Annotated in this window: 18 protein-coding genes; 11 read left to right on the top strand and 7 right to left on the bottom strand. The window is 69.1% G+C overall.

Features of this window, described 5'->3' with window-relative positions; all coding sequences use genetic code 11:
* Both E6J59_04120 and E6J59_04115 read right to left on the bottom strand, forming a co-directional pair.
* Window positions 1-2345: efflux RND transporter permease subunit (locus E6J59_04120; GenBank protein TMB22323.1), on the bottom strand; the 2345-nt coding region annotated here is incomplete at its 3' end.
* Complete coding sequence (locus E6J59_04115; protein ID TMB22322.1) at window positions 2345-3610, bottom strand: efflux RND transporter periplasmic adaptor subunit; 1266 nt, start codon at window positions 3608-3610, stop codon at window positions 2345-2347. The genes E6J59_04115 and E6J59_04120, both read right to left, overlap by 1 nt.
* On the opposite strand from E6J59_04115, the gene E6J59_04110 reads away from it, so the two are divergent.
* Entirely contained in the window at window positions 3448-5169 is a 1722-nt protein-coding gene (locus E6J59_04110; GenBank protein TMB22321.1) for a hypothetical protein, read from the top strand. The two genes, E6J59_04115 and E6J59_04110, sit on opposite strands and share 163 nt — an antisense overlap.
* Window positions 5170-5202: 33 nt before the next feature.
* Here the strand turns inward: E6J59_04110 and E6J59_04105 are convergent, their stop codons facing one another.
* Window positions 5203-5835, bottom strand: a complete 633-nt coding sequence (locus E6J59_04105) for a hypothetical protein (protein TMB22320.1) — start codon at window positions 5833-5835, stop codon at window positions 5203-5205.
* A gap of 176 nt (window positions 5836-6011) precedes the next feature.
* On the opposite strand from E6J59_04105, the gene E6J59_04100 reads away from it, so the two are divergent.
* A complete protein-coding gene (locus E6J59_04100) occupies window positions 6012-6467 on the top strand; it encodes a hypothetical protein (GenBank protein ID TMB22319.1) in 456 nt (151 codons plus the stop codon).
* A 39-nt stretch (window positions 6468-6506) separates the two neighbouring features.
* Here E6J59_04100 and E6J59_04095 read toward each other — a convergent pair whose 3' ends face one another.
* Window positions 6507-6815 (bottom strand): RNA-binding protein, encoded by a 309-nt coding sequence (locus tag E6J59_04095; GenBank protein TMB22318.1) that lies wholly within the window; start codon window positions 6813-6815, stop codon window positions 6507-6509.
* 348 nt (window positions 6816-7163) lie between these two features.
* Between E6J59_04095 and E6J59_04090 the strand changes: the two genes are divergently transcribed.
* From E6J59_04090 to E6J59_04055, 8 genes are all read left to right on the top strand, one after another.
* Complete coding sequence (locus E6J59_04090) at window positions 7164-8891, top strand: hypothetical protein (GenBank protein ID TMB22317.1); 1728 nt, start codon at window positions 7164-7166, stop codon at window positions 8889-8891.
* A gap of 121 nt (window positions 8892-9012) precedes the next feature.
* Window positions 9013-10197, top strand: a complete 1185-nt coding sequence (locus E6J59_04085; protein TMB22316.1) for a hypothetical protein — start codon at window positions 9013-9015, stop codon at window positions 10195-10197.
* A gap of 100 nt (window positions 10198-10297) precedes the next feature.
* Window positions 10298-11068 carry a hypothetical protein gene (locus E6J59_04080; protein TMB22315.1) on the top strand — a complete coding sequence of 257 codons (771 nt, stop codon included), beginning with the start codon at window positions 10298-10300 and terminating at the stop codon, window positions 11066-11068.
* The gene (locus E6J59_04075) at window positions 11065-11436 is read left to right on the top strand and encodes a DoxX family membrane protein (GenBank protein TMB22314.1); all 372 of its coding nucleotides are present in this window, start codon (window positions 11065-11067) and stop codon (window positions 11434-11436) included. The genes E6J59_04080 and E6J59_04075 overlap by 4 nt, the downstream gene beginning before the upstream one ends.
* 194 nt (window positions 11437-11630) lie before the next feature.
* Window positions 11631-12080 carry a YciI family protein gene (locus E6J59_04070; GenBank protein TMB22313.1) on the top strand — a complete coding sequence of 150 codons (450 nt, stop codon included), beginning with the start codon at window positions 11631-11633 and terminating at the stop codon, window positions 12078-12080.
* A gap of 28 nt (window positions 12081-12108) precedes the next feature.
* Window positions 12109-12471: a dehydrogenase gene (locus E6J59_04065; GenBank protein ID TMB22312.1), complete on the top strand. Its 363-nt coding sequence runs from the start codon at window positions 12109-12111 to the stop codon at window positions 12469-12471.
* 62 nt (window positions 12472-12533) lie between these two features.
* Window positions 12534-13823: an RNA polymerase sigma factor gene (locus tag E6J59_04060; protein TMB22311.1), complete on the top strand. Its 1290-nt coding sequence runs from the start codon at window positions 12534-12536 to the stop codon at window positions 13821-13823.
* A 2-nt stretch (window positions 13824-13825) separates the two neighbouring features.
* Window positions 13826-15154, top strand: coding sequence for a DNA primase (locus E6J59_04055; protein ID TMB22310.1), 1329 nt, complete (start codon window positions 13826-13828; stop codon window positions 15152-15154).
* Here E6J59_04055 and E6J59_04050 read toward each other — a convergent pair.
* The 3 genes from E6J59_04050 to E6J59_04040 all read right to left on the bottom strand — a co-directional run bounded on the left by E6J59_04050 (window position 15105) and on the right by E6J59_04040 (window position 17874).
* Window positions 15105-16202 carry an ATP-dependent DNA ligase gene (locus tag E6J59_04050; GenBank protein TMB22309.1) on the bottom strand — a complete coding sequence of 366 codons (1098 nt, stop codon included), beginning with the start codon at window positions 16200-16202 and terminating at the stop codon, window positions 15105-15107. The genes E6J59_04055 and E6J59_04050 overlap by 50 nt on opposite strands.
* Window positions 16202-17083, bottom strand: a complete 882-nt coding sequence (gene xth, locus E6J59_04045; GenBank protein ID TMB22308.1) for an exodeoxyribonuclease III — start codon at window positions 17081-17083, stop codon at window positions 16202-16204. Before xth ends, E6J59_04050 begins: the two co-directional genes overlap by 1 nt.
* 104 nt (window positions 17084-17187) lie before the next feature.
* On the bottom strand, window positions 17188-17874 hold the full coding sequence (locus E6J59_04040) for a DUF2207 domain-containing protein (protein TMB22324.1): 687 nt from the start codon (window positions 17872-17874) through the stop codon (window positions 17188-17190).
* 1730 nt (window positions 17875-19604) lie between these two features.
* Here E6J59_04040 and E6J59_04035 point away from each other — a divergent pair.
* On the top strand, window positions 19605-20244 hold a 640-nt coding region (locus E6J59_04035; protein TMB22307.1), incomplete at its 3' end, for a hypothetical protein.

Here is a 20244-nt window from a genome sequence, read left to right as displayed (position 1 = left end):
TCGGCCTGCGCGCGCACCTGGAACGTGCGCCCGAAGCGATTGAAGTCGTTGACGTACACGGACCCGAGGTAGACCTGCAGCGTGTCGAAGACGTTCGCGAGCGGGACGCCGAGCTTCTCCGCCTTCACGCGGTCGATGTCGGCGTACAGCTGCGGGGCCGAGGCGCGAAAGGTGGTGAACACCCTGGCAACGTCCGGATCGGCGCGCGCCGCGCCGACGTAGGCGTCGGTCACCTCCTGCAGCGCGCGGAACCCCTGCCCGGCACGATCCTGGACGAGGAGCTTGAACCCGCCTGAGGTGCCGAGGCCCTGCACCGGCGGCGGTGGGATCACGAAGATGCTCGCCTCCTCGATCTCGGACAGGCGCCGCTGCAGCGTCGCGATGAGCTCGTTGGCCGTCGGCCCGTGACGCCGCTCCTCCCACGGCTTCGGGCCGACGAAGATGGCGCCCGCGTTCGAGCTATTGGCGCGCGTCGCGCCCGAGAACCCCGCGAACGCGACCGCGAACTGGACGCCCGGCGTCGCGAGGATGACCTCGCCCGCTCGCCGCACGACGGCATCGGTCCGCTCGAGCGACGCTCCGTCGGGGAGCTGGATCGCGACGATGACATAGCCCTTGTCCTGCGCCGGAATGAAGCCCGTCGGGATGGTCCGGAACCCGACCACGATGAGACCGAGCAGGAGGGCATAGCTGGTGAGCGCGAGGGCGGGTCGGTGTACCAGGCGGCCGACGGCCCCTCCGTAGCGCTCGCCGGTCCGCTCGAAGACCCGGTTGAAAGCCCGGAAGAACCGCCCGAACAGGCGGTCCCACAGCCGTCCGAACCAGTCCTTCTCGGCGCCCTCGGGCTGGAGGAGGAGCGCGCACATCGCCGGGCTCAGCGTGAGCGAGTTGAACGCCGAGAGGATGGTCGCCACCGCGATCGTGAGGGCGAACTGCCGATAGAACTGGCCCGCGATGCCGCCGAGGAAGGCCGTCGGCACGAAGACCGCCGAGAGACCGAAGGCGATTGCGATGACGGCGCCCGTCACCTCGTCCATGGCGCGGTGCGCGGCCTCGCGCGGCCCGAGGCCGGCGGCGATGTGGCGCTCGACGTTCTCGACCACCACGATCGCGTCGTCGACCACGATGCCGATGGCCAGCACGAGACCGAAGAGCGAGAGCATGTTCAGCGAGAAGCCGAAGGCCTTCATCGCGGCGAGGGTCCCCACCAGCGATACCGGAATGGCGAGCAGCGGGATCAGGCTCGCGCGCCACGTCTGGAGGAACACGAGCACGACGATCACGACGAGCCCGACCGCCTCGAAGAGCGTGTGGATCACCTCGTTGATCGACTCGCGGACGAACACCGTCGGGTTGTAGACGATCTTGTATGCGAGCCCCTCGGGGAAGCTCCGCGACAGCTCCTCCATCGTGCGCTCGACCGCGTCCGCCGTCGCCAGCGCGTTGGAGCCCGGCAGCTGTGCGATCGCCATCGCCACCGCCGGCTCGTTATTGAGGTAGCTGTTGACGGAATAGTCGCGCGCCGCCAGCTCGATACGCGCGACGTCGCGGACGCGCGTGATGCGTCCGTCGGCCCCCGTCTTGACGACGATGTTCTCGAACTCCTCGGGCTCGCGCAGCCGGCCGAGCGTCGTCACGGGGAGCTGGAACGCGTGCCCGGCGGGCACGGGCTGTTGCCCGACGGCCCCCGAAGCCACCTGCACGTTCTGCTCCCGCAGGGCCCGAACGACGTCGCTGGTCGCGATGTTCCGGCTCGCGAGCCGGGCGGGGTCGAGCCAGACGCGCATGCTGTACTCGCGCAGCCCGAAGAGATTGACGTCGCCGACGCCCTCGAGTCGTCGGAGCGCGTCCCGCACCTGGATGAGCGCGAAGTTGCCGATGTAGAGCTGGTCGTAGCGCCTGGTGGGCGAGAGGAGATGCACCACCATCAGGAGGTCCGGGGACGACTTGAGCGTCGTGACCCCGACCCGCCGGACGTCCTCGGGCAGGCGGGGCTCGGCGATCGCCACGCGGTTCTGGACGAGCACCTGCGCCTTGTCGAGGTCGGTGCCCAGCCGGAACGTGATCGTGAGCGTCATCTGGCCGTCGGTCGTGCTCTGCGACGACATGTAGAGCATGTCCTCGACGCCGTTCACCTCCTGTTCGATCGGCGTCGCGACCGTGTCCGCGATGACCTCGGGCGGCGCCCCGGGGTACGAGGCCTGCACCACGATCGTCGGCGGCACGACCTCGGGGTACTGGGCGACCGGCAGCGTCCCGTAGGCCAGGCCACCCAGGATGAGCGTGACGATCGAGAGAACGGCGGCGAAGATCGGCCGGTCGATGAAGAAGCGCGAGATGTTCATCAGCGCCTGTCCCCGGGCGCCGCCGTGGTGGAGGTGGTCGCTTCCCCGCTCTCGGCCGACGGGATCGTCTCCCGCTGCGCGTCGACATTGAGCCCGGGGCGGACCCGCTGGAGACCGGCCACCACGACCCAGTCTTCCGACGTCACGCCCTCGCGGACGACGCGCAGGCCGTCGACCAGCGGCCCGATCTTCACCGTGCGGTACTGGGCTTTGCTGTCACCGTCGACCACGAAGACGAACTTCTGCGACTGGTCGCTTCCGATCGCCTCGTCGGGGAGGAGGATCGCCCGATACCGGCCGCTGCCGGGCAACCGCAGGCGGGCGAACAGCCCGGGGATGAGGCTCAGATCGGGATTCGGCAGCAGCGCGCGGCCGACGATGGTGCCGGTCCCGCGATCGACCTGGTTGTCGACGAAGTCCATCACGCCTTCGTGCGGGAACCCTTCCTCATCGGCGAGCGCCACGTGCACGGGGTTCTTGTAGTCGCGCGAGCTCGGCCGCTGCCCCGTCCGAGCGAGGCGGCTGTACTTGAGGAGCGCGCCCTCGTCGGCCTCGAAGTACGCGTAGATCGGGTCGAGCGACACGATCGTCGTGAGAAGCGTGCCCTGCGTGCCCACGCCCCCGTTGATGAGGTTTCCCTCGGTGACGAGCTTCCGCCCGACGCGCCCGGCGACCGGCGCCGACACCCGCGTGAACTCGACGTCGAGCCTGGCGGCGTCCACGGCCGCCTGCGCTTCCTCGACCGACGCCTCGGCCTGCCGCAGGTTCGACGCGCGGATGTCCGACTCCTCCTGCGAGATGGCGTGGCTCGCGAGCAGGTCCGCGGCCCGCGCGAAGTTCTTCCGCGCCAGCGCGAGCCGGGACTCCGCCAGGTCGACGTCAGCCTCGGCCCGGCGCAGCGCGGCCTCGTAGGGGCGCGGGTCGATCAGGAAGAGGAGATCGCCCTTGTGGACGATCGCGCCGTCCTGGAAGTGGATCGACTGCAGGTACCCGCTCACCCGCGGGCGCACCTCGACCGAATCGATGGCATCGAGACGCGCCGTGTACTCGTCCCACTCGGTGATCTCCCGCGCGACCGCCTGGACGACCTTGACCTTCGGCGGTGGAGGCGCCGGGGCCGGCCGCGGACCGCACGCGGAGAGGACGAGCGCGGCGGCCAGGGGTGCCCATCTTGCGCGTCGGACACGGCGCCGAATCGGCATGGTCGGATCATCTAGCTCCGGGGTCACAGTCGTCACAAGCGGGGCGAGCGTATCGGCCGCCATCGACAGGGCGATCAGGTAATGCTCCTATCGTCGACCTAACGGCGTCACCACGCCCCATCAGCGACGAAGGACTTCCCGCGCCGTCCCGGCTCGCGCTCGCGTTAATCAGCGCCTCCGCGCTCCTTCCCTCCGGGCCACCGGCGTCCGCTGCGTCGATCCTCCAATACCACCGCGACCTCGCCCGTGACGGTGTGTACGTCGACGCCGCACTCACGAGAGCCACCGCCGCGACGCTGCACCGGGACCCAACCTTCACCGCGACGACCCAGGGCGCGACCTATGCCCAGCCGCTCTACCTCGACGACGCGTCCTCCGGCCGCGACCTGATCCTCGTCGCGACGGAGGAGAACCGCGTCTACGCCCTCGACGCCACGACCGGCGCCCCGGTCTGGAGCCGCCAGCTCGCCGCCCCCGTGCCCCTCTCCGCCCTGCCCTGCGGGAACATCGACCCGCTCGGCATCACCGGCACGCCCGTGATCGACCCCGCCTCGCGCACCGTCTTCCTCGACGCGATGACGGCCCCCGACGCGCGTCACCTCGTCTTCGCCCTCTCCGTCGACGACGGGGCCACGCGGCCGGGCTACCCCGTCGACGTCGCGGCGGCGCTCGCCCGTCGCGGCCGCGCTTTCGACTCCGCGGTCCAGAACCAACGCGGTGCCCTCGCACTCGTGGCCGGGACGGTCTACGTGCCCTACGGCGGGCACTTCGGCGACTGCGGCAACTACCACGGCTGGGTCGTCGGCATCCCTGTCGCCGACCCCGGCGCGGTGCGCGCCTGGCGGACGAAGGCGCGCGGCGGCGGCGTGTGGGCGCCCGGCGGCGTCGCGTCCGACGGGACGTCGCTCTTCGTCACGACGGGCAACACGTTCGGCGCGGCGAGGTGGGGCGGCGGCGAGTCGATCATCCGCCTCCGCCCGCGCCTCGTCTTCGGCGCCCGGCGCGCTGATCACTTCACGCCGCCGGACTGGCGCGCGCTCGACGCGAACGACGTCGATCTCGGCGGCACGGCACCGATCCTGTTCGATCTCCCGGGCGCGCACCCTTCCGCGCTCGTGGTTGCGCTCGGCAAGAACGGGAAAGCCTACCTCGCCAACCGGACGAAGCTCGGAGGCGTGCGGCGTGCGCCGGCGAGCGCAACCGTCGCGAGCGGCGCGATCATCACCGGCGCGGCGGCCTACACAACGCCGACGGCGACTTACGTCGTCTTCAAGGGCGCCGGCGCACGCTGCCCGGGCCGCGCGGGCGATCTGACGGCGATCCGCATCGGCGCCGCCTCGCCGCCGACTATCGCGACCGCCTGGTGCGCGACGCAGCACGGCACCGGCTCGCCGATGGTGACGACCCTCGACGGCCACGCCGAGGCGATCGTGTGGAGCGTCGGCGCGGAGGGCGACGGCCGGCTGCACGGCTTCGATGGGGACACGGGTGAGCTCGTCTTTGCGGGCGACGGCGCCGACGACGTCATGGGTCCGATCGCGCGCTTCGCCACGCCGATCGCCGCGAAGGGCCGGGTCTTCGTCGCGGGGATGTCGGCCGTCTACGCGTTCAAACCGCAGTAGCCACGCCGCCGAGCCGCGTCAGAGCACGTCCGGTCAGTCGCCCGGCCCGAAGTCGATCGCCCGCGTCGTGCCGGCGTCGACGGCGACCTGCCGCGTCGCGGGAGCGGTGTTCCTCTTGCGCACGGTGATCGTGTGCGGCCCCTCCGGGAGGCCAAGCCAGCGTGCGTCGAGCTGCTTGGCGGTCAGCCAGAAGCGGCCGTCGAGGTCGACCGACGCGCCGTCGGGAACGCTGCGGAGCTGCACGAGTCCGTAGCTCGCCCGGCTTCCCTCACCCGGAGCCTGCGGCTGGGAGGCGCCGCCCTGCTCCTGCTCCTCCGGTGGTGGAGGCGGCTCGGTCTCGGGCTCTTCGGGTGGGTAGTAGTATGGATATGGGTACGCGTAGGCAGGCGGGTACGGGTAGTACCCGGGACCGCCGTAGAAAAACGGGTCGTAGCCCCAGTAGAAGGGGGATCCGAAGAAGAACCCGCCGTCGATGAAGACGTGCGGGCCGTGGCCATGCCCATGCCCGCCCCAGCCGCCACCGTGCCCACCGCCGCGGCCGTGGAATCCGCCACCGTGAGGCCCTCCGCCGCCGTGCATCGCGGCGCGAGCGACGCCACCTCCGAGTCCTAGGGCGAGGGCGACCACGATGACGAGCAGCCGGCCGGGTCGTCCAGTGCGCTGCATGCGCGCTTCCTCCCAGCGAGCCTAGCACACGAGCGGGGTCGAGGTCGCCCCCGCGGCACGAAGCTGCCCTGGGTGGGACGCGGCTGGTCTGCCTCGGCGTCCGCCACGTCGGCGGCGTCCTCCGCATTCGCCAGCGCTAAAGGGTTTACCGGAGGTCCGCCGATACTCCTCGCATGATGCCAGACGAGATGGCGGACAAGCTGAGGGAAGAGGCGGCGGCGTTCTTTGCTGCGCATCCCGAGGCCATAGCCTTCGAGACCACCGCCCACGGCATCCGGGCGCGGGCGGTTCCGTGGGACGGGGCGCGAATGGGGCTGCGCGTCCTAATGTGGACTCAGGGCGAGGACCGGCGGAAGGAGCCCACGTACGACAGCGATCCGCCAGCGCCCGGTCACGAGCGGCCGACGAAGGCGAGAGTTTCCACCGTCACCCGTGAGCGCGCCCGCGAGATCATCCAGGAGGTCACGCGACGAACCCCGACTAGTGAGGTCGAGGTGATCCGCGTTCTCGAGGGTTGGGTATTCCGCGCAGGGTTCGATGACGAGCTGCGCTACTACTTGTTCGCGGGCGACGGCAGTACTTCCAAGCAGGACTGGGCTCAGCGACTCCAGGACATTTGCTCAGAGCCCTGACGCCGCTGCCCGGTCAGCCGTGCGCCGAGGCGGCGCCGGTCAGTAGTTGCGCCGGCCCGAGAAGCCGCCGCGCCCGCGGTCGCCGCCGCCGCCGCCGGACGAGCGCTCCCTGGCCTCGCTCACGTTGAGCGTCCGACCCTGGAGGTCCTTGCCGTTGAACTCGGCGATCGCCCTCTGCGCCTCGCTGGCCGAGCTCATCTCGACGAACCCGAAGCCGCGCGACTGCCCGGTGGCGCGATCGGTGATGACGGCGACCGACTCGCACGTCCCTGCCTGTGAGAACAGCGCCTCCAGGTCCTTGCTCGTGGTGTCGAAGGAAAGGTTGCCGACGAAGATCTTCTTGCCCATCTCTCACTCCTCGCCCTGCTTGGGGCGGCATTCGATTTTGTCGCGGTTGCCTGGGCGAGAAGCCGACGGCTGGAAGGCTGCGGGGTCGCGCACAAACAAGAGGACGCCCTCTTGTAGCAGCGATCCGCGGTGTCGTGCAACCGCGCGACGCCGGCGCCAGCTCACGGCGTGGCGCGGCCGCGCGTCACTGCGCCCGCGGCGCTGTGTGTGGCGGCCGAGCCGACTTTTTGGCCCACCGCTTGCTTTTCAGCTGGAGTTTCGGCCTAAGAGGTGAGGCTGCGCGCGGGAAGGTCGGGCGTCGCTGCCCGGTGGTCGCCGGCCGCGAGCGCGCATTACGGGCTGGGTGTGATGAGCGGGAGCAAGGCGCGCGAAGCCGAGGGGCGGGTTCCACTCCCTGCGGGCGGAGGGGCCGCCGAGCCGGCCCTTCCCGATCGGTATCGGATCAAGCGGGACAACACCGGCGCCGTACTCACCTGCGTGGAGGCACCGACGGTCTCGGTTCGAGTCCAGCACGGGTTCACGGTGACGGCAGCGGCGGCGCGCAGCGCCGCGCCGGGCTCGGTCTTCCTCGACGGCGCGGCCCGGGGAGAACCCTTCCTCGATCCGAAGCGGGAGGTCTACAACCTCGACCACCACGAAGGGTGCGTTCGCTCCTTCTTGCTCGCCACGTGCGAGCAGGCGATGGTCCTGATCCGCAAGGGTATCGACCTCCGCAAGCGAGACTGGACGGTGTACGCCAACGACGCCGACCTGGACACGGTCCTGGCGATCTGGGTGCTCCTGAATCACCTCCGCCTGAACGACCGGAGCCCGGAGACGCGCGCACGAGTCATGCCGCTCGTGCGCCTCCAGGGTGTGATCGATGCGCAGGGGCTCGACATGCAGGATATGTCCGCGCTGCCCCCGGAGCTGCTCGCCGAGATACACGGCTGCATCGATGAGCTACGCGAGCCGGAGCTGGCGCTCAAGCGGCGAGGGCGCTGGGGCGAAAGCGATTTGCTCGGCTACACCGCCGATCGGCTGCGAGCCATTGATCGGCTGGTGTATTCGCCGACACACTTCGACGACGTCACGGACGTCGAGCAGCTGGCGCGGGGCGAGATCGCGAACGGCTCGGTCGCGGTCGTCTGCCGCTCGAAGGCCGGGATCTACGAGGTGGAGCGGCAGCTGCGCCGGCTGCACGGCAAACGGCTAGGAGTAATCGTGCTGCGCACGGGTGCCGCGACCTACACCCTGCGCCAGGTGAATCCGTACCTGCCGACGAGCCTCGAGCTGGTCTATACGCACCTCAATCTGGTGGACCCGGGAGCCGGTGGCCATCGCTCTGGCAACCGTTGGGGCGGCTCGACCGAGATCGGCGGATCGCCGCGCAGCACGGGGACCCGTCTGACCCCCGAGCAGATCGCCCGGGTGTGCCAGCAGGCGTTCCGCCCGCCCGCCCTAGCCCAGCGCCTCCGCCGGATCGCGGGCGCAGCGCTCGGCAGCGCAGGGATCCTGCTGGCCGCGCTGGCGTCGGTCTCCCTGCCCGGCCTGATCGGACGGGGCGCCGGTGCGCCGAGCGGGCTCGCGGCGAGCCCGGCGCAGTTCTCCGTGTTGCTGGCGACGCTCGGCGGCGCACTCCTCCTCATCCGAGGCCTGCGCGCGCCGGGGCTGTACGGCTTACGGCGCCCCGCCGGGCTCGACTGGTGCCTCCTTCTGCCCTTCGCCATCGTTGGCGCGCTGGCGGGCGGCGTGTGGATTCCCGTCCCAGCAACGACCCCCGTGTCCGGGTGGCTCCTGGGCGTTCTCGCGCTTCCTCTCGCGGCCGAGGTGATCTTCCGGGGTCTCGTCCATGGCGGCCTCGTGGCGAGCTTCGCAATGCAGGAGTGCGGTGGTCCCTGGCTCCTCTCCTGTCCGGTCATCCTCTCGGCCGGATTCTACGCGCTCTGGGGCGCCATCCTGCGGCACCCCGCCATCTCGCTGATCCAGGCCATCCCCGGAGGCTCCGATTCCGTGCTTCCGCTCCTCGGCGCCCTGCTCTTCGGAGCAGCAGCAGGCATGGCCCGCGAGCGCTCCGAGAACATCGCGACGCGCTAGAAGCGGCACGCGAGCCCCCGGCCGTGCGCCTTCTAGGCACATCAACCGGTCCGGCGGGCGGCATCGCCGGGATGGAGCGCCGTGGCGGCCGGCTCTGCCTGCGACTGACAAACGATCGACCATGCGCATTGTCATCTTCATCCAGGAGAACAAGACGACCGACTTCTACTTCCCAACGCTCGCAAGGTGGGGCGCGGATGTTCTGAATCTCGGCAACCTCCTCCAGAACGCTCCGGACTTCGACCAGCCGCACGACCGCAACTCGTGGGTTCACTACAAAATGGGAGACTACCCTGCGCCCCGGCTTCAAGTCGATAACGACCGGGTGATCCCGTTCTACAGCTGGCTGGCCAAGCAGTTCACGTTTTGCGATCACCACTTCGGCCTTGGGACAAACTCAACGCCCGGGCACATGCTGGCCATTGGAGGTCAGACGCCTACATTGAGGAATCCTCCCTCGACCCAGACGGAACCGATGTGGGATCTTCCTACGATCTTCAAGCGGGTCGAGAGGGCGGGCCTCACCTGGGCGGCTTTTCCGGACGACAACGACTACCCCGTGAAGTACTACACCGAGCTCAGCGATCCTGCGAGCAAGAGTAACATCCACGCGTCGGCGAAATCGGGCGATAAGTTCGTCGAGATGGCCGGCAAGGGTACGCTACCGGAACTCTGCTACGTCTGGAGTCCCAGCGGCTACGACGAGCATCCGCCGCGCAAGCCCGACCCGAAGTACGCACAGAGGGGCCACGACCTCACCTGGCAGCGCGTGGACGCGATGGTGAAGTCCGGAGGATGGGCTGACACGGTCTTCATCCTCACGTGGGACGACTGGGGCGGATACGCAGACCATGTCTCGACCCCTGACGCCGAAACCGTGCCGGATGCCCTGCACCCGCGAGGTTTTCAGGCGATCGGAGGTTCGCGCATCCCGTTGATCATGTTCGGTGAGACAGTGAAGCAAGGGATTGAGTCGGAGTGGCACTCGCACGCCAGTCTTCCCAAGACCGTCATCGACCTCTTCGGACTCGACAAATTTGGCGTTCCTCGAGTGGACGACGCGCCCTCGCTCGCAGGCCGCGTCGATGCCACGCTCCGGCGTCCTAAACCTCCCGCGTTCGGGAGCACGATCGTCCAGCCGCCACCACCCAACCCCACACCCAACCCGGTCCCTCCCGCGCCATGGGCGGGCCCGAACGCCAAGCCGCTTCCCGATCTCGTCGGCAACAAGGGCAAGCGCATCCCGGCTCCCCGCGATGGACTCGTTCGGCCGCAGCCGCCCCAGCTCCCCTCCGAAGCCGAGTGACCCCGAGCCTGCGTCGCTCCCATGGATGGATGATAGCCCTCATTTCCCATATGACCGAGGCGCAGCGCCGGTCGCTCATGAGCGCAGAAGGGAGCACTCGATGAACGCCAAGAAAAGCGTCCGCCGGATTCGCCTGGGCCATCTGAAGAACGAGAAGTTCGCACATATGCCGCACACGCAATACCCGCAGTTGCAATACAACGGCGGGCCCGTGCTCGCCAATGTCGAGGTCTTCACCATCTTTTGGGGCGGTGCCTGGAACAACCAGCCCACCCTGGTGAAACTGTCACAAAGCATCAACGACTTCGTCAAGTTCATCTTGACCAGCTCGCTGATCGATCAGCTCGCCGAGTACAGCGTTCCGAATCACGCGATCGGTCACGGAAAGTGGGTGGGCACCAAGACGCTCCGCACCGAGCCGGGTCCTCTGATCGACGACTCGGCTATCCAGACCACCCTGCAATCCTGGATTGCGAACGAACCCGGTTTTCCCCAACCCAATGCCAACTCCCTCTATTTCATCTACTTCCCTCCGGGGACGGTAATCACTCTCGAGACAGATTCGTCGTGTCAAACATTCGGTGGCTATCACGATGACATCGGCGGGAGAATCTTTTATGCCGTCGAACCGTTCTGTATGGCCAATTCGAGCAACCTAAGCCAGCTCGATTTCTTCACTCTCACGAGTTCCCACGAACTCTGTGAAGCGATCACTGACCCAATCCCCGGCCAAGGCTGGTACTGGTTCAAAGATCAGAAACATCAGGGTGAAATCGGCGACATTTGTGAATCTGTCCCGAATGCGGAAGAACGTATGGGGGGTTACCTCGTCCAGCGAGAGTGGTCGAACCACCTGAAGGGTTGCGTATGAAATACGCCATCCTCATCGCCCGAGTCCTCCTCGGGATCGTGTTCGGTGTCTTCGGGTCCAACGCCTTCCTGCACTTCATTCCTACGCCGCCATTGCAGGGCCAGGCCGGCGCGTTCATCGGAGCGCTCATCGCCAGCGGCTACGTTTACGTCGTCGCCATGCTCCAGATCGTCGGCGGTCTGCTTCTGCTCATCGGCCGCTTCGTCCCGCTCGGCCTCGCGCTGCTCGGCCCGGTCATCGTGAACATCATGCTGTATCACATCTGTCTTGATCCGAGCGGTCTCCCGGTTGCCATCTTCGTCTCCCTCCTCGCGCTCTTCCTACTCTGGGTGTATCGCGATCGCTTCGCGGTTCTGCTGAAACCGTAAGCCCTGCGGTGGGGTTTCTGGTCGGGGGGCCATGGCCTGGGGGGTCAGGGGCCAGCGCTTGGCATTTCGAGCACTTAGCCGCGTCCGGGAACGTTCCTCGCGAACGTGTCGATCGCGCGGCCCCTCGTTCGTCGCGAGAGTAGAGCCAGGGTTCACATCCGGTCGAGACCGGAAGACCCGAAGGAGGCATGACGATGCGATTTATGATGATGATCAAGGCCGACAAGAACACCGAGGCGGGCGTTCTCCCGAGCAAGGAGCTCGTGGCCGCCATGGACGAGTTCAACCAGGAGATGGTGAAGGCCGGCGTGATGCTCGCCGGCGAGGGGCTCCACCCGAGCTCGAGGGGCGCGCGCATCACGTTCCATGGAGGAGGGAAGCGCACCGTGACCGATGGGCCTTTCACCGAGACGAAGGAGCTGATCGCCGGCTTCTGGCTCATTCAGGTGAAGTCGAAGGAAGAGGCGATCGAATGGGCCTCGCGCTGCCCCGATCCGCTCGGTCCAGGTGAGACGGCCCAGATCGAGATTCGCCAGGTGTTCGAGGCGTCGGACTTCCCTGCCGCGCTCCAGGAGGCCGCGGGCAACGAGCCCAAAATGCGCGCGCAGCTCGAGCAGGGTTGGCCGAAGCCCCCGCAAGCCTAGCCCGGCCTCGATCGGAAGGGAGGGTGTCATGCCGTACCTGCTACTGATCCTGGAGCAGGGAGAAAGAAGACGGAACCGATCGGCGGAAGACGGACGTCGGGCCTACGCGCGCATGGTCCGCTTCACCGAGGATCTCAAGGCCCGCGGCGTGCACAAGGCCAGCGACTCGCTCAGGTCCGATGCCGAAGGGGTGCGGGTCGAGGCTCGAGGCGGTAAACGCACCCTCATCGACGGTCCGTTCGCAGAATCCAAGGAGATCGTCGGAGGCTTCTTCCTCCTCGATTGTCAGACCAAAGAGCAAGCGATCGCGATCGCCAGCGAGTGCCCCGCGACCGAGTGGGCCACCGTCGAGGTGCGCGAGATCGGCCCCTGCTGGGAGGGTAAGGACTGAGGCCCCGCTCGCGGCACCCCTCGGTCTTGCACTAGCGGGCGAAGATGCTGTGATCGGAAGCCGTGACGGCTTCCGATACCCATCGCGCGATCAACGCGGTCTGGAGAATCGAGTCGGCCAGGCTCATCGCCGGTCTCGCACGGATCGTGCGCGACGTCGGGCTTGCCGAGGACCTCGCGCAGGAGGCGCTCCTCGCCGCGCTCGAGCGGTGGCCGGAGTCGGGCATTCCCGACAATCCGGGCGCCTGGCTCATGGCCACCGCGAAGCATCGCGCGATCGACCACCTTCGCCGAAGCAAGCTGCTCGAGCGCAAGCACGAGGAGCTCGGTCGCGAGATCGAGGCCCAGCAAGAGATGGCCGCGCCGGATCTCGACGCCGCGATCGACGACAACATTGGCGACGACCTCCTGCGCCTCGTGTTCATAGCGTGTCATCCGGTGCTCTCGACCGAGGCGCGCGTTGCGCTCACACTCCGCTTGCTCGGCGGTCTGACGACCGAGGAGATCGCGCGTGCGTTCCTCGTCCCGGAGCCGACCGTCGCCCAGCGCATCGTCCGGGCCAAGCGGACTCTCGCCGAGAAGCGCGCCCCCTTCGAGGTCCCCCGCGGCGCCGAGCTCGCCGCCCGGCTGTCGTCGGTGCTCGAGGTCGTCTACCTCGTCTTCAACGAGGGCTACTCGGCGACCGCCGGTGACGACTGGATGCGACCGGCGCTCTGCGAGGACGCGCTCCGTCTCGGCCGCATCCTGGCCGAGCTGGTTCCGAAGGAGCCGGAGGTCCACGGCCTCGTCGCGCTCATGGAGATCCAGGCGTCGCGCTCGAGGGCGCGGACCGGTCCGTCGGGAGAGCCCGTGCTGTTGCTCGATCAAGACCGGGCACGCTGGGATCACGTCCTCGTCCGTCGTGGTCTCGTGGCGCTCGAGCGCGCCGAGGCGCTCGGCGGCGTGCGGGGGCCGTACGCGCTGCAAGCCGCCATCGCCGCCTGTCACGCACGAGCGCGTACGCCGGCGGAGACGGACTGGACGCGCATCGCGGAGCTCTACGAAGCGCTCGCCCGGCTCACGCCCTCCCCCGTCGTCGAGCTGAATCGCGCGGTCGCGGTCGCGATGGCATTCGGTCCGGCAGCGGGCCTCGAGCTCGTCGATGCGCTGACCTCGGAGCCGGCCCTGCGGAGCTACCACCTCTTGCCGAGCGTGCGCGGCGACCTCCTGGCGAAGCTCGGTCGTTTCGACGAGGCACGGGCGGAGTGCGAGCGCGCGGCATCGCTCACCCGCAACGCACGGGAGCGCGAGCTGCTCCTCGAGCGCGCCGCCGCGTACGCACGCGGATCGGCACATCACTCGACCACGTCGTAACGGTGGCGAGCAAGGGCGAACAGGTCGTCGTCGACGTCGCCGGGCGCGAGGTCGCGATCTCCAACCCGAGCAAGGTCTACTTCCCGGACGCCGGCATCACCAAGCTCGAGGTCGTGCGCTACTACCTGGCGGTGGCCGAGGGGGCGCTGCGCGGAGCGGGCGGCCGGCCGAACGTACTGGTCCGCTACGCCAACGGGATCCACGGGGACTTCTTCTACCAGAAGCGGGCGCCCGCCTCGCGGCCGACCTGGATCGAAGTCGTCGCACTACGCTTCCCCTCCGGCCGCGCGGCCGAGGAAGTCGTGCCACGCGACGCGGCGGCGCTGGCCTGGATGGTGAGCCTGGGATGCCTCGAGCTCCACCCGCACCCGGTCCGCGCGGAGGATCTCGAGCACCCCGACGAGCTCCGCATCGACCTCGACCCGATGCCGGGCATCGAGTGGCCCCAGATCCGAGACGTGGCCCGGGTGGTCCGGGAGGTCCTGGCCGACTTCGGTCTGGTGGGCTGGCCCAAGACCTCGGGCTCGCGGGGCATCCACGTCAACGCGCGCATCCATCGCCGCTGGTCGTTCACGCAGGTGAGGCGCGCCGCCCTGGCGCTCGCGCGTGAGGTCGAGCGGCGGGCGCCTGACCTCGCCACCAGCAAGTGGTGGAAGGAGGAGCGCCACGGCGTGTTCCTCGACTACAACCAGAACGCCAAGGACCGCACGGTCGCAGGCGCCTACTCGGTGCGCCCCAGGCCCGACGCCCGGGTCTCCGCGCCCGTGACCTGGGATGAGCTCTTCGAGTGCAGGCCCGAGGACTTCACGCTGCGCACCGTGCCCGCTCGCTTCGCCGCCATCGGGGACCGGCACGCGGGCATTGACCAGAGTCCCTGCTCGCTGGAGGCGCTGCTGGAGCTGTCGGCGCGGCAGGAAGCGGCGGGCCTCGGCGATGCGCCCTGGCCGCCGCACTACGCGAAGCAGGCCGGCGAGCCGCCGCGCGTCCAGCCGTCGCGAAGGAAGGGCGGAGCGAAGCCGAGCGGCCGGCGCGTCACCACGAAGCCCCTGATCGAGATCGGCCGCGCCGCGAAGAAGGCGGAGGCGCTGGCGGGGCTCGAGCGCTGGAAGACGCGGCATCCCCGCACCGCCTCCCACCTCCAGCCCGCCGACGTATTGGTGGACGCGATGCGCGGGCGCTCCGCCACCTGGACCCGCGTCCGCGTGAACCTCGAACACGTACCGGAGGCGCTGCGGCCGGGCCAGGAGCCGCTCGATCCCGACTACGACCCGTACGCACGCTCTACGGGGGGACCAGTCGGAAAATCTCGGCGAGCTCGGCGGGGGGCGTGACCTCGAGCTGGTCGTAACGGCAGTCGGCCGGCCGCTTGTCGGGACGCCAGCGCACGAAGACGGCGGCGTGTCGGAAGCGATCGCCCTGGAGGTGGTCGTACTTGACCTCGCACACGCGCTCGATCCGCAGCGGCTCCCAGGAGAGATCCTTGCCCGCGCTCCAGCGGCTCTGGGCGCCCGGCATGCGGACCGCGCCGTCGGTCACTCCCGCCCAGTTCCGCCAGGGATGCGACGCGAGCGCGTCCTTGCGCAGTGGCGCCAGCTCCCGCGCAAGACGGCGGCGGGACTCCATCGGGAACGACGAGGTCACGCCCACGTGGTGCAGCGCTCCGGCATCGTCGTAGAGCCCCAGCAGCAGCGATCCGACCAGAGTTCCCGGACCGTGCTTGTGCCAGCGGAAGCCCGCCACCACGCAGTCCGCGGTACGTGCGTGCTTGACCTTGATCATCACGCGCTTGCCGGGCTGATAGGTCGCGCTCTCGGGCTTGGCGATCACGCCGTCGAGTCCGGCGCCTTCGAAGCGATGGAACCATTCCTCGGCCACCGAGCGCTCGCGACGGCAAGGCGTGAGATGGACGCGGCCCGAGGTCCGCTCCAGCGCCTTCTCCAGCAGGAGGCGGCGCTCGGCCTGCGGGCGGGAGCGGAGGTCGCCGTCTCCGGCGAGCAGGTCGAACGCGACGAAGGAGGCGGGCGTCTCGGCGGCGAGCTTCTTCACCCGCGACGCCGCCGGGTGCAGTCGCAGCTGCAGCGCGTCGAAGTCGAGTCCGCGCTCGGTCGCGATCACGATCTCGCCGTCGACCACGCAGCGCGCCGGCAGGCTGGTCCGAAAGCCCGCTTCCAGCTCGGGGAAGTACCGGTCGAGCGGCTTCAGGTCGCGGCTCTGGATATAGAGCCGGTCGCGGTCGCGGAACACGATGGCCCGGAAGCCGTCCCACTTGGGCTCGAACAGCCAGCCGTCGCCCGCGGGCAGGTCCGTCGCGAGCTTCGCGAGCATCGGCTCGATTGGCGGTTCGATCGGGAACCCCGCGGCCGCGTCTTCTCTTCCCATCAGCGCGCGCCTGCGCGCCGCGCGGCGATCCGCCGCTCGGCGGACGTCCAACCCGCGTCGAAGGGGTGCCCCGGCTGGTCGAGGTCGACGATCAGTGGCGCGTGGTCCGAGGGAATGGGCTTGCCCTTGCGCGCCTCGCGGTCGATCTCCGCCCATACCGTGCGCCCGGCGACCGGGCGCGTCACCAGCAGGTGGTCGATGCGCATGCCGATGTTCTTGTGGAAGTTGCCGGCGCGGTAGTCCCACCATGTGTAGCGGCCGGGCTCGGGATGGCGCTGCCGATAGACGTCGATCAGTCCCCAGCGGCAGAGCCTCCCGAACGCGTCTCGCTCCGCTGGGGAAACGTGGGTCCCCCCGTGGCAGGCCTGCGGGTCCCACACGTCGATGTCTGCGGGCGCGACGTTGAGGTCGCCGCCGAGCGCCAGAGGTTCGGCAGGATCCGCCGCCTCCGCGAGCCAGCGGGCGAGGCGGTCGAACCAGCCGAGCTTGGCCTGGTAGAAGGGGGAGCCGAGGATCCGTCCGTTTGGGGCGTACACGCACACGACGCGGAGGCCGCCGCACGTCGCCGCGATCATCCGCGCCTCGGCGAGCGGCTCGTCGTCGCCGGCGTCCGGGGTGTGCGCGGGGCACAGCGGCTCACCGAAGTTCGTCACCACGCCCCTGATACCGCAGCGGCTGGCGATGGCGACCCCGTTCCATCGCCCTTCTCCATGATGCGTCAGCTCGTACCCGGCATCGCGGAACGCCTCCCCCGGAGCGTCCGGATCGGCAAGCTTCGTCTCCTGCATCAGCAGCACATCCGGCCGCGCCCGCTCGAGCCACCACGTGACCTTGTCGAGACGTGCCTTCAGCGAGTTGACGTTCCAGGTGGCGATCCTCACGTCCCCCTCTCAACCCCCCGCGGAGCCCCGCGGGGTCCGTGCGGCCCAGCCTGCGTCCGTCCTGGGGATAGCACGGGCGGTCCCGGATGCCAGGCACCTCCTGGTTAAAACTCGTTCTCGAGGTCGGAGGGGGCGACCCTGTCACCCCGCTCGGAGAATATCCCGTTCGGCACCGTCCGCTCGTGCGATTCGAGATCGCCAGCCCCCGCCTGCTGCCGGTGCACGGTGAAGTCCGCGATCGACCAGAGGTCGAGCAGACCCTCTTCATCGCGCTCCTCGATCACCAGGCGACCGCGTACGGCGAGGTCGACGATGGTCGCGGTGATGTCGCGCGTGTCGGCGCGATTGGCGACCAGCGTCCCCAACTCCGCCGGCGAGAGCCCGTCGGGCCACTCGTAGCGCGGGGCGACCGGGCGGAACCGCGGGTCGCGGCTGCGCGCGTACCAGAGCCGGAGGATGAGCGCCAGGACGCCGAGCGGGACGGTGAAGAGCCAGTTGGCGCGCAGGAAGCGCAGCGCGCGCCCGAGCACACCTGGCTCCTCGACCACACCCGTATTCCGCCCGAGGTGACCGCGATCCAGCGCCTTCCGGAGAGGCCGCCGCGGCTCCTCTTCGGCACCGCCTGGCGGAGCGATCTCCTCCGCCGCACGCTGCTCCCGCAGCTCGCGCGCATCGGGATCGTCGCGCGCGTTGCCGGCTCGGTCTTCCGGCGCTTCGCCAACGGTGTCTCCACCGTGCGGCTCGCCGCGTAGCGCGATGCTCGCGGCGCCGCCCGAGATCGTCCCCTGGATGCGCCCGGGCGCGCGGCCGCCGAGCGCTCGCGACGTCCGCTTCGCCGACCGGGTCGAGCTCGACGCCGCCGGCCACCTCGAAGAGCTCGCGCCCTTCCGCGACGAGCGGCGCGGCTTCCCCGCGCGCTGCTCGGGAGCTCGCTCGCAAGCGGTGCGCGCGGGCCTCACCGTACACAGGAGACTGTCGGAGCGCGCGCACTGATCGCCCACGCGGATCACGAGCTCGAGGCGCGGCTCCTGGGCGGCCGCCACCAGCGCCGGGGCGCTGCCCGCGAGCAGGACACGCCCCTCGTCACCCGCGTGGCGGAGCAGCAGCCGGTCGAGGCCGTCCGCGCCCGCCGGCACGAGCCCGCGGGTGCGTGCGTAACGGAAGCGTGTGTGCCGGCGGTTCGAGTCGAATGCGGAGGGAGGCACCGTCGCACCGTAGAGCATCTCGCCGCCCGAGCCGCGCAGCTCGACGCTCACGCCCGCGACGGTGGGGTCGAGGTCGCCGGCGACCGGGAACGAGCCGCGTGCGGTGAGCACCCGCGCCCCCCTCGGCCGGAGGAGGAAGCGCCCGACTCGGAGCGGCTCGGCCGCCGCGGCGCACACGTCGGTGGCGGGACCCGTGCCGCCCCCGAGGGACATCTCGCTGGAGGGCGTGCTCTCGCTACCGTCCGCCTGGTAGGCCGTCATCTCGAAGAAGTACGTGGTGCCGTCCCTGAGCCCGCCGACGACCGTGCTCAGCGTGCCGTCGGGGCTCGGAGCGGGGAGGCCGACGTCCGCGCCCGCACCGTAGGCGCCGCCCGCCGGCCGTAGGTACACGCGATAACCCACCACCTCGGGGCTGGCGCTCGGCCACCAGCGCAGGCGCGCCGTGAGGACGCCCGCATCGGCGATCGTCGCGGCCAGCAAGAGCAAGCAGCCGACCGTCGAGATGAGCCCCGCCCGCCCCCGCACTACCCGCCGTCTTGCGCGCTGCTAGACGAGATCGAGAGTCCGCACAGCCGCCGTTCGAGGCGCCGACATGTCGTGCTCATCTCACGTCACTCACGAACCACACGATGCTGCCGGCTCACTTCGAGATCCGCCTAGGTTGACGATTCGCCGCCGACGGCCCGAGTAGCCGAAGGGCCGGCTCAAGGGCAAATGGCAGGGTGAAAAAGAGGATACCGACTGCACTCGCTCTGTCGAAGCCTGTGCGACACGCGATCGCATACATCGTCGTCGCTTCGCGCAAGCCGGGTAACATAGGCGCACGATAGCGATGACGTCATGCATGTCTGCTAGCTTGACGCTCTCCCTTGCTCTGATTTCTCACGTGCTTCTGAGGGAACCGCGTGGGCATAGCGCTTGCTCAAGGCGCTGCAGAGCGAGGGGGCCGAGCGCCCCGCACATCTCGTTCCCTACCACCGAGAACTAAAGATGACGCCGACGATGGGGAGACTGGTGAGCGCGGCCGCGGTGGCAGCTGTCCTGTCCATGGTGACCGGCGCGCCGCCCCCTTTGCGGTTCACGACGAGGGCGATGGCACTTAGAGGGCGACATCATCAACACCGGCCGGCAGTTCGCGTTCGGGCGATTCCGCACGAGCGTCTGAAGTAAAGGCGGCACGATCTGAGAAAAGGGGACCGATAATGACGAACTCGGGAAGTACGGCGACGTCCGCACGCGGGTGGTTTCGTTGCAGCGCAGCGATAGGCGCAACTGATAGGCTGGTCAGGACATGGTCGTTATTGGTGGCTACACTGGTGCTCGGCCTTCTCGCCGCTGCTCCAGTGCGAGCCATTTGCATCAACGACGGACAAGGTCCCGACGACCAGCCGGGCCAGAAGGACGTGAGCGGGCTGTGCGAGCCGGGCCCGACGTGTTCCACTTCCTCCACCACGCTCTCTCTCCTGTGGCAATTCGACGACGTGAGCTGGACGGGCAGTAACACGGGTGACGCCTGTGCCTTGATCGACATGAACGGGGATGGGATGGCAGACCGGGCCATCTGCGTGACCGTCTTCGGCGCGGCGCAGATGGCAGGCAAATGCTCCAACAACCAATTTCTCGGCTGCATCAAGAACCAGGACTGCCCCTCGGGTGGGACCTGTGGCTTTCCGACCAACAACACCGGCGCCCCGCGGTGCTACACCTGCGCCAACGATCGGCCGACCCGTTGCGACAACGCCCAGCCGGTCGCGTGTACGTCAATGTGCAGCGTGGGCGTCCCGGTAGGGGCCGATCCCTTCAACGGCTCACCGACTCACACGGCGCAGAAATGCAACGGAAGCAACTGCGTCGCGAATGACACTGCGGTGAACTGCTGCCTCACGTCCACCGACATTGGGACCGGCGGTGAGCTGATCGACGTGTGCTCCTATCCGTCCCAAAAGCCGAACTCCG

The organism is Deltaproteobacteria bacterium (genome assembly GCA_005879795.1).
In the GTDB taxonomy this organism is placed as follows: domain Bacteria; phylum Desulfobacterota; class Binatia; order DP-6; family DP-6; genus DP-6.
This window is presented reverse-complemented; position numbering and strand designations above follow the sequence as displayed.

Excerpts from the sequence above, each read along its gene's own strand:
- E6J59_04115 (TMB22322.1), bottom strand. The coding sequence starts at position 3,610 with ATGGCGGCCGATACGCTCGCCCCGCTTGTGACGACTGTGACCCCGGAG.
- E6J59_04105 (TMB22320.1), bottom strand. The coding sequence starts at position 5,835 with ATGCAGCGCACTGGACGACCCGGCCGGCTGCTCGTCATCGTGGTCGCC.
- E6J59_04100 (TMB22319.1), top strand. The coding sequence starts at position 6,012 with ATGCCAGACGAGATGGCGGACAAGCTGAGGGAAGAGGCGGCGGCGTTC.
- E6J59_04095 (TMB22318.1), bottom strand. The coding sequence starts at position 6,815 with ATGGGCAAGAAGATCTTCGTCGGCAACCTTTCCTTCGACACCACGAGC.
- E6J59_04090 (TMB22317.1), top strand. The coding sequence starts at position 7,164 with ATGAGCGGGAGCAAGGCGCGCGAAGCCGAGGGGCGGGTTCCACTCCCT.
- E6J59_04085 (TMB22316.1), top strand. The coding sequence starts at position 9,013 with ATGCGCATTGTCATCTTCATCCAGGAGAACAAGACGACCGACTTCTAC.
- E6J59_04080 (TMB22315.1), top strand. The coding sequence starts at position 10,298 with ATGAACGCCAAGAAAAGCGTCCGCCGGATTCGCCTGGGCCATCTGAAG.
- E6J59_04075 (TMB22314.1), top strand. The coding sequence starts at position 11,065 with ATGAAATACGCCATCCTCATCGCCCGAGTCCTCCTCGGGATCGTGTTC.
- E6J59_04070 (TMB22313.1), top strand. The coding sequence starts at position 11,631 with ATGCGATTTATGATGATGATCAAGGCCGACAAGAACACCGAGGCGGGC.
- E6J59_04065 (TMB22312.1), top strand. The coding sequence starts at position 12,109 with ATGCCGTACCTGCTACTGATCCTGGAGCAGGGAGAAAGAAGACGGAAC.
- E6J59_04050 (TMB22309.1), bottom strand. The coding sequence starts at position 16,202 with ATGGGAAGAGAAGACGCGGCCGCGGGGTTCCCGATCGAACCGCCAATC.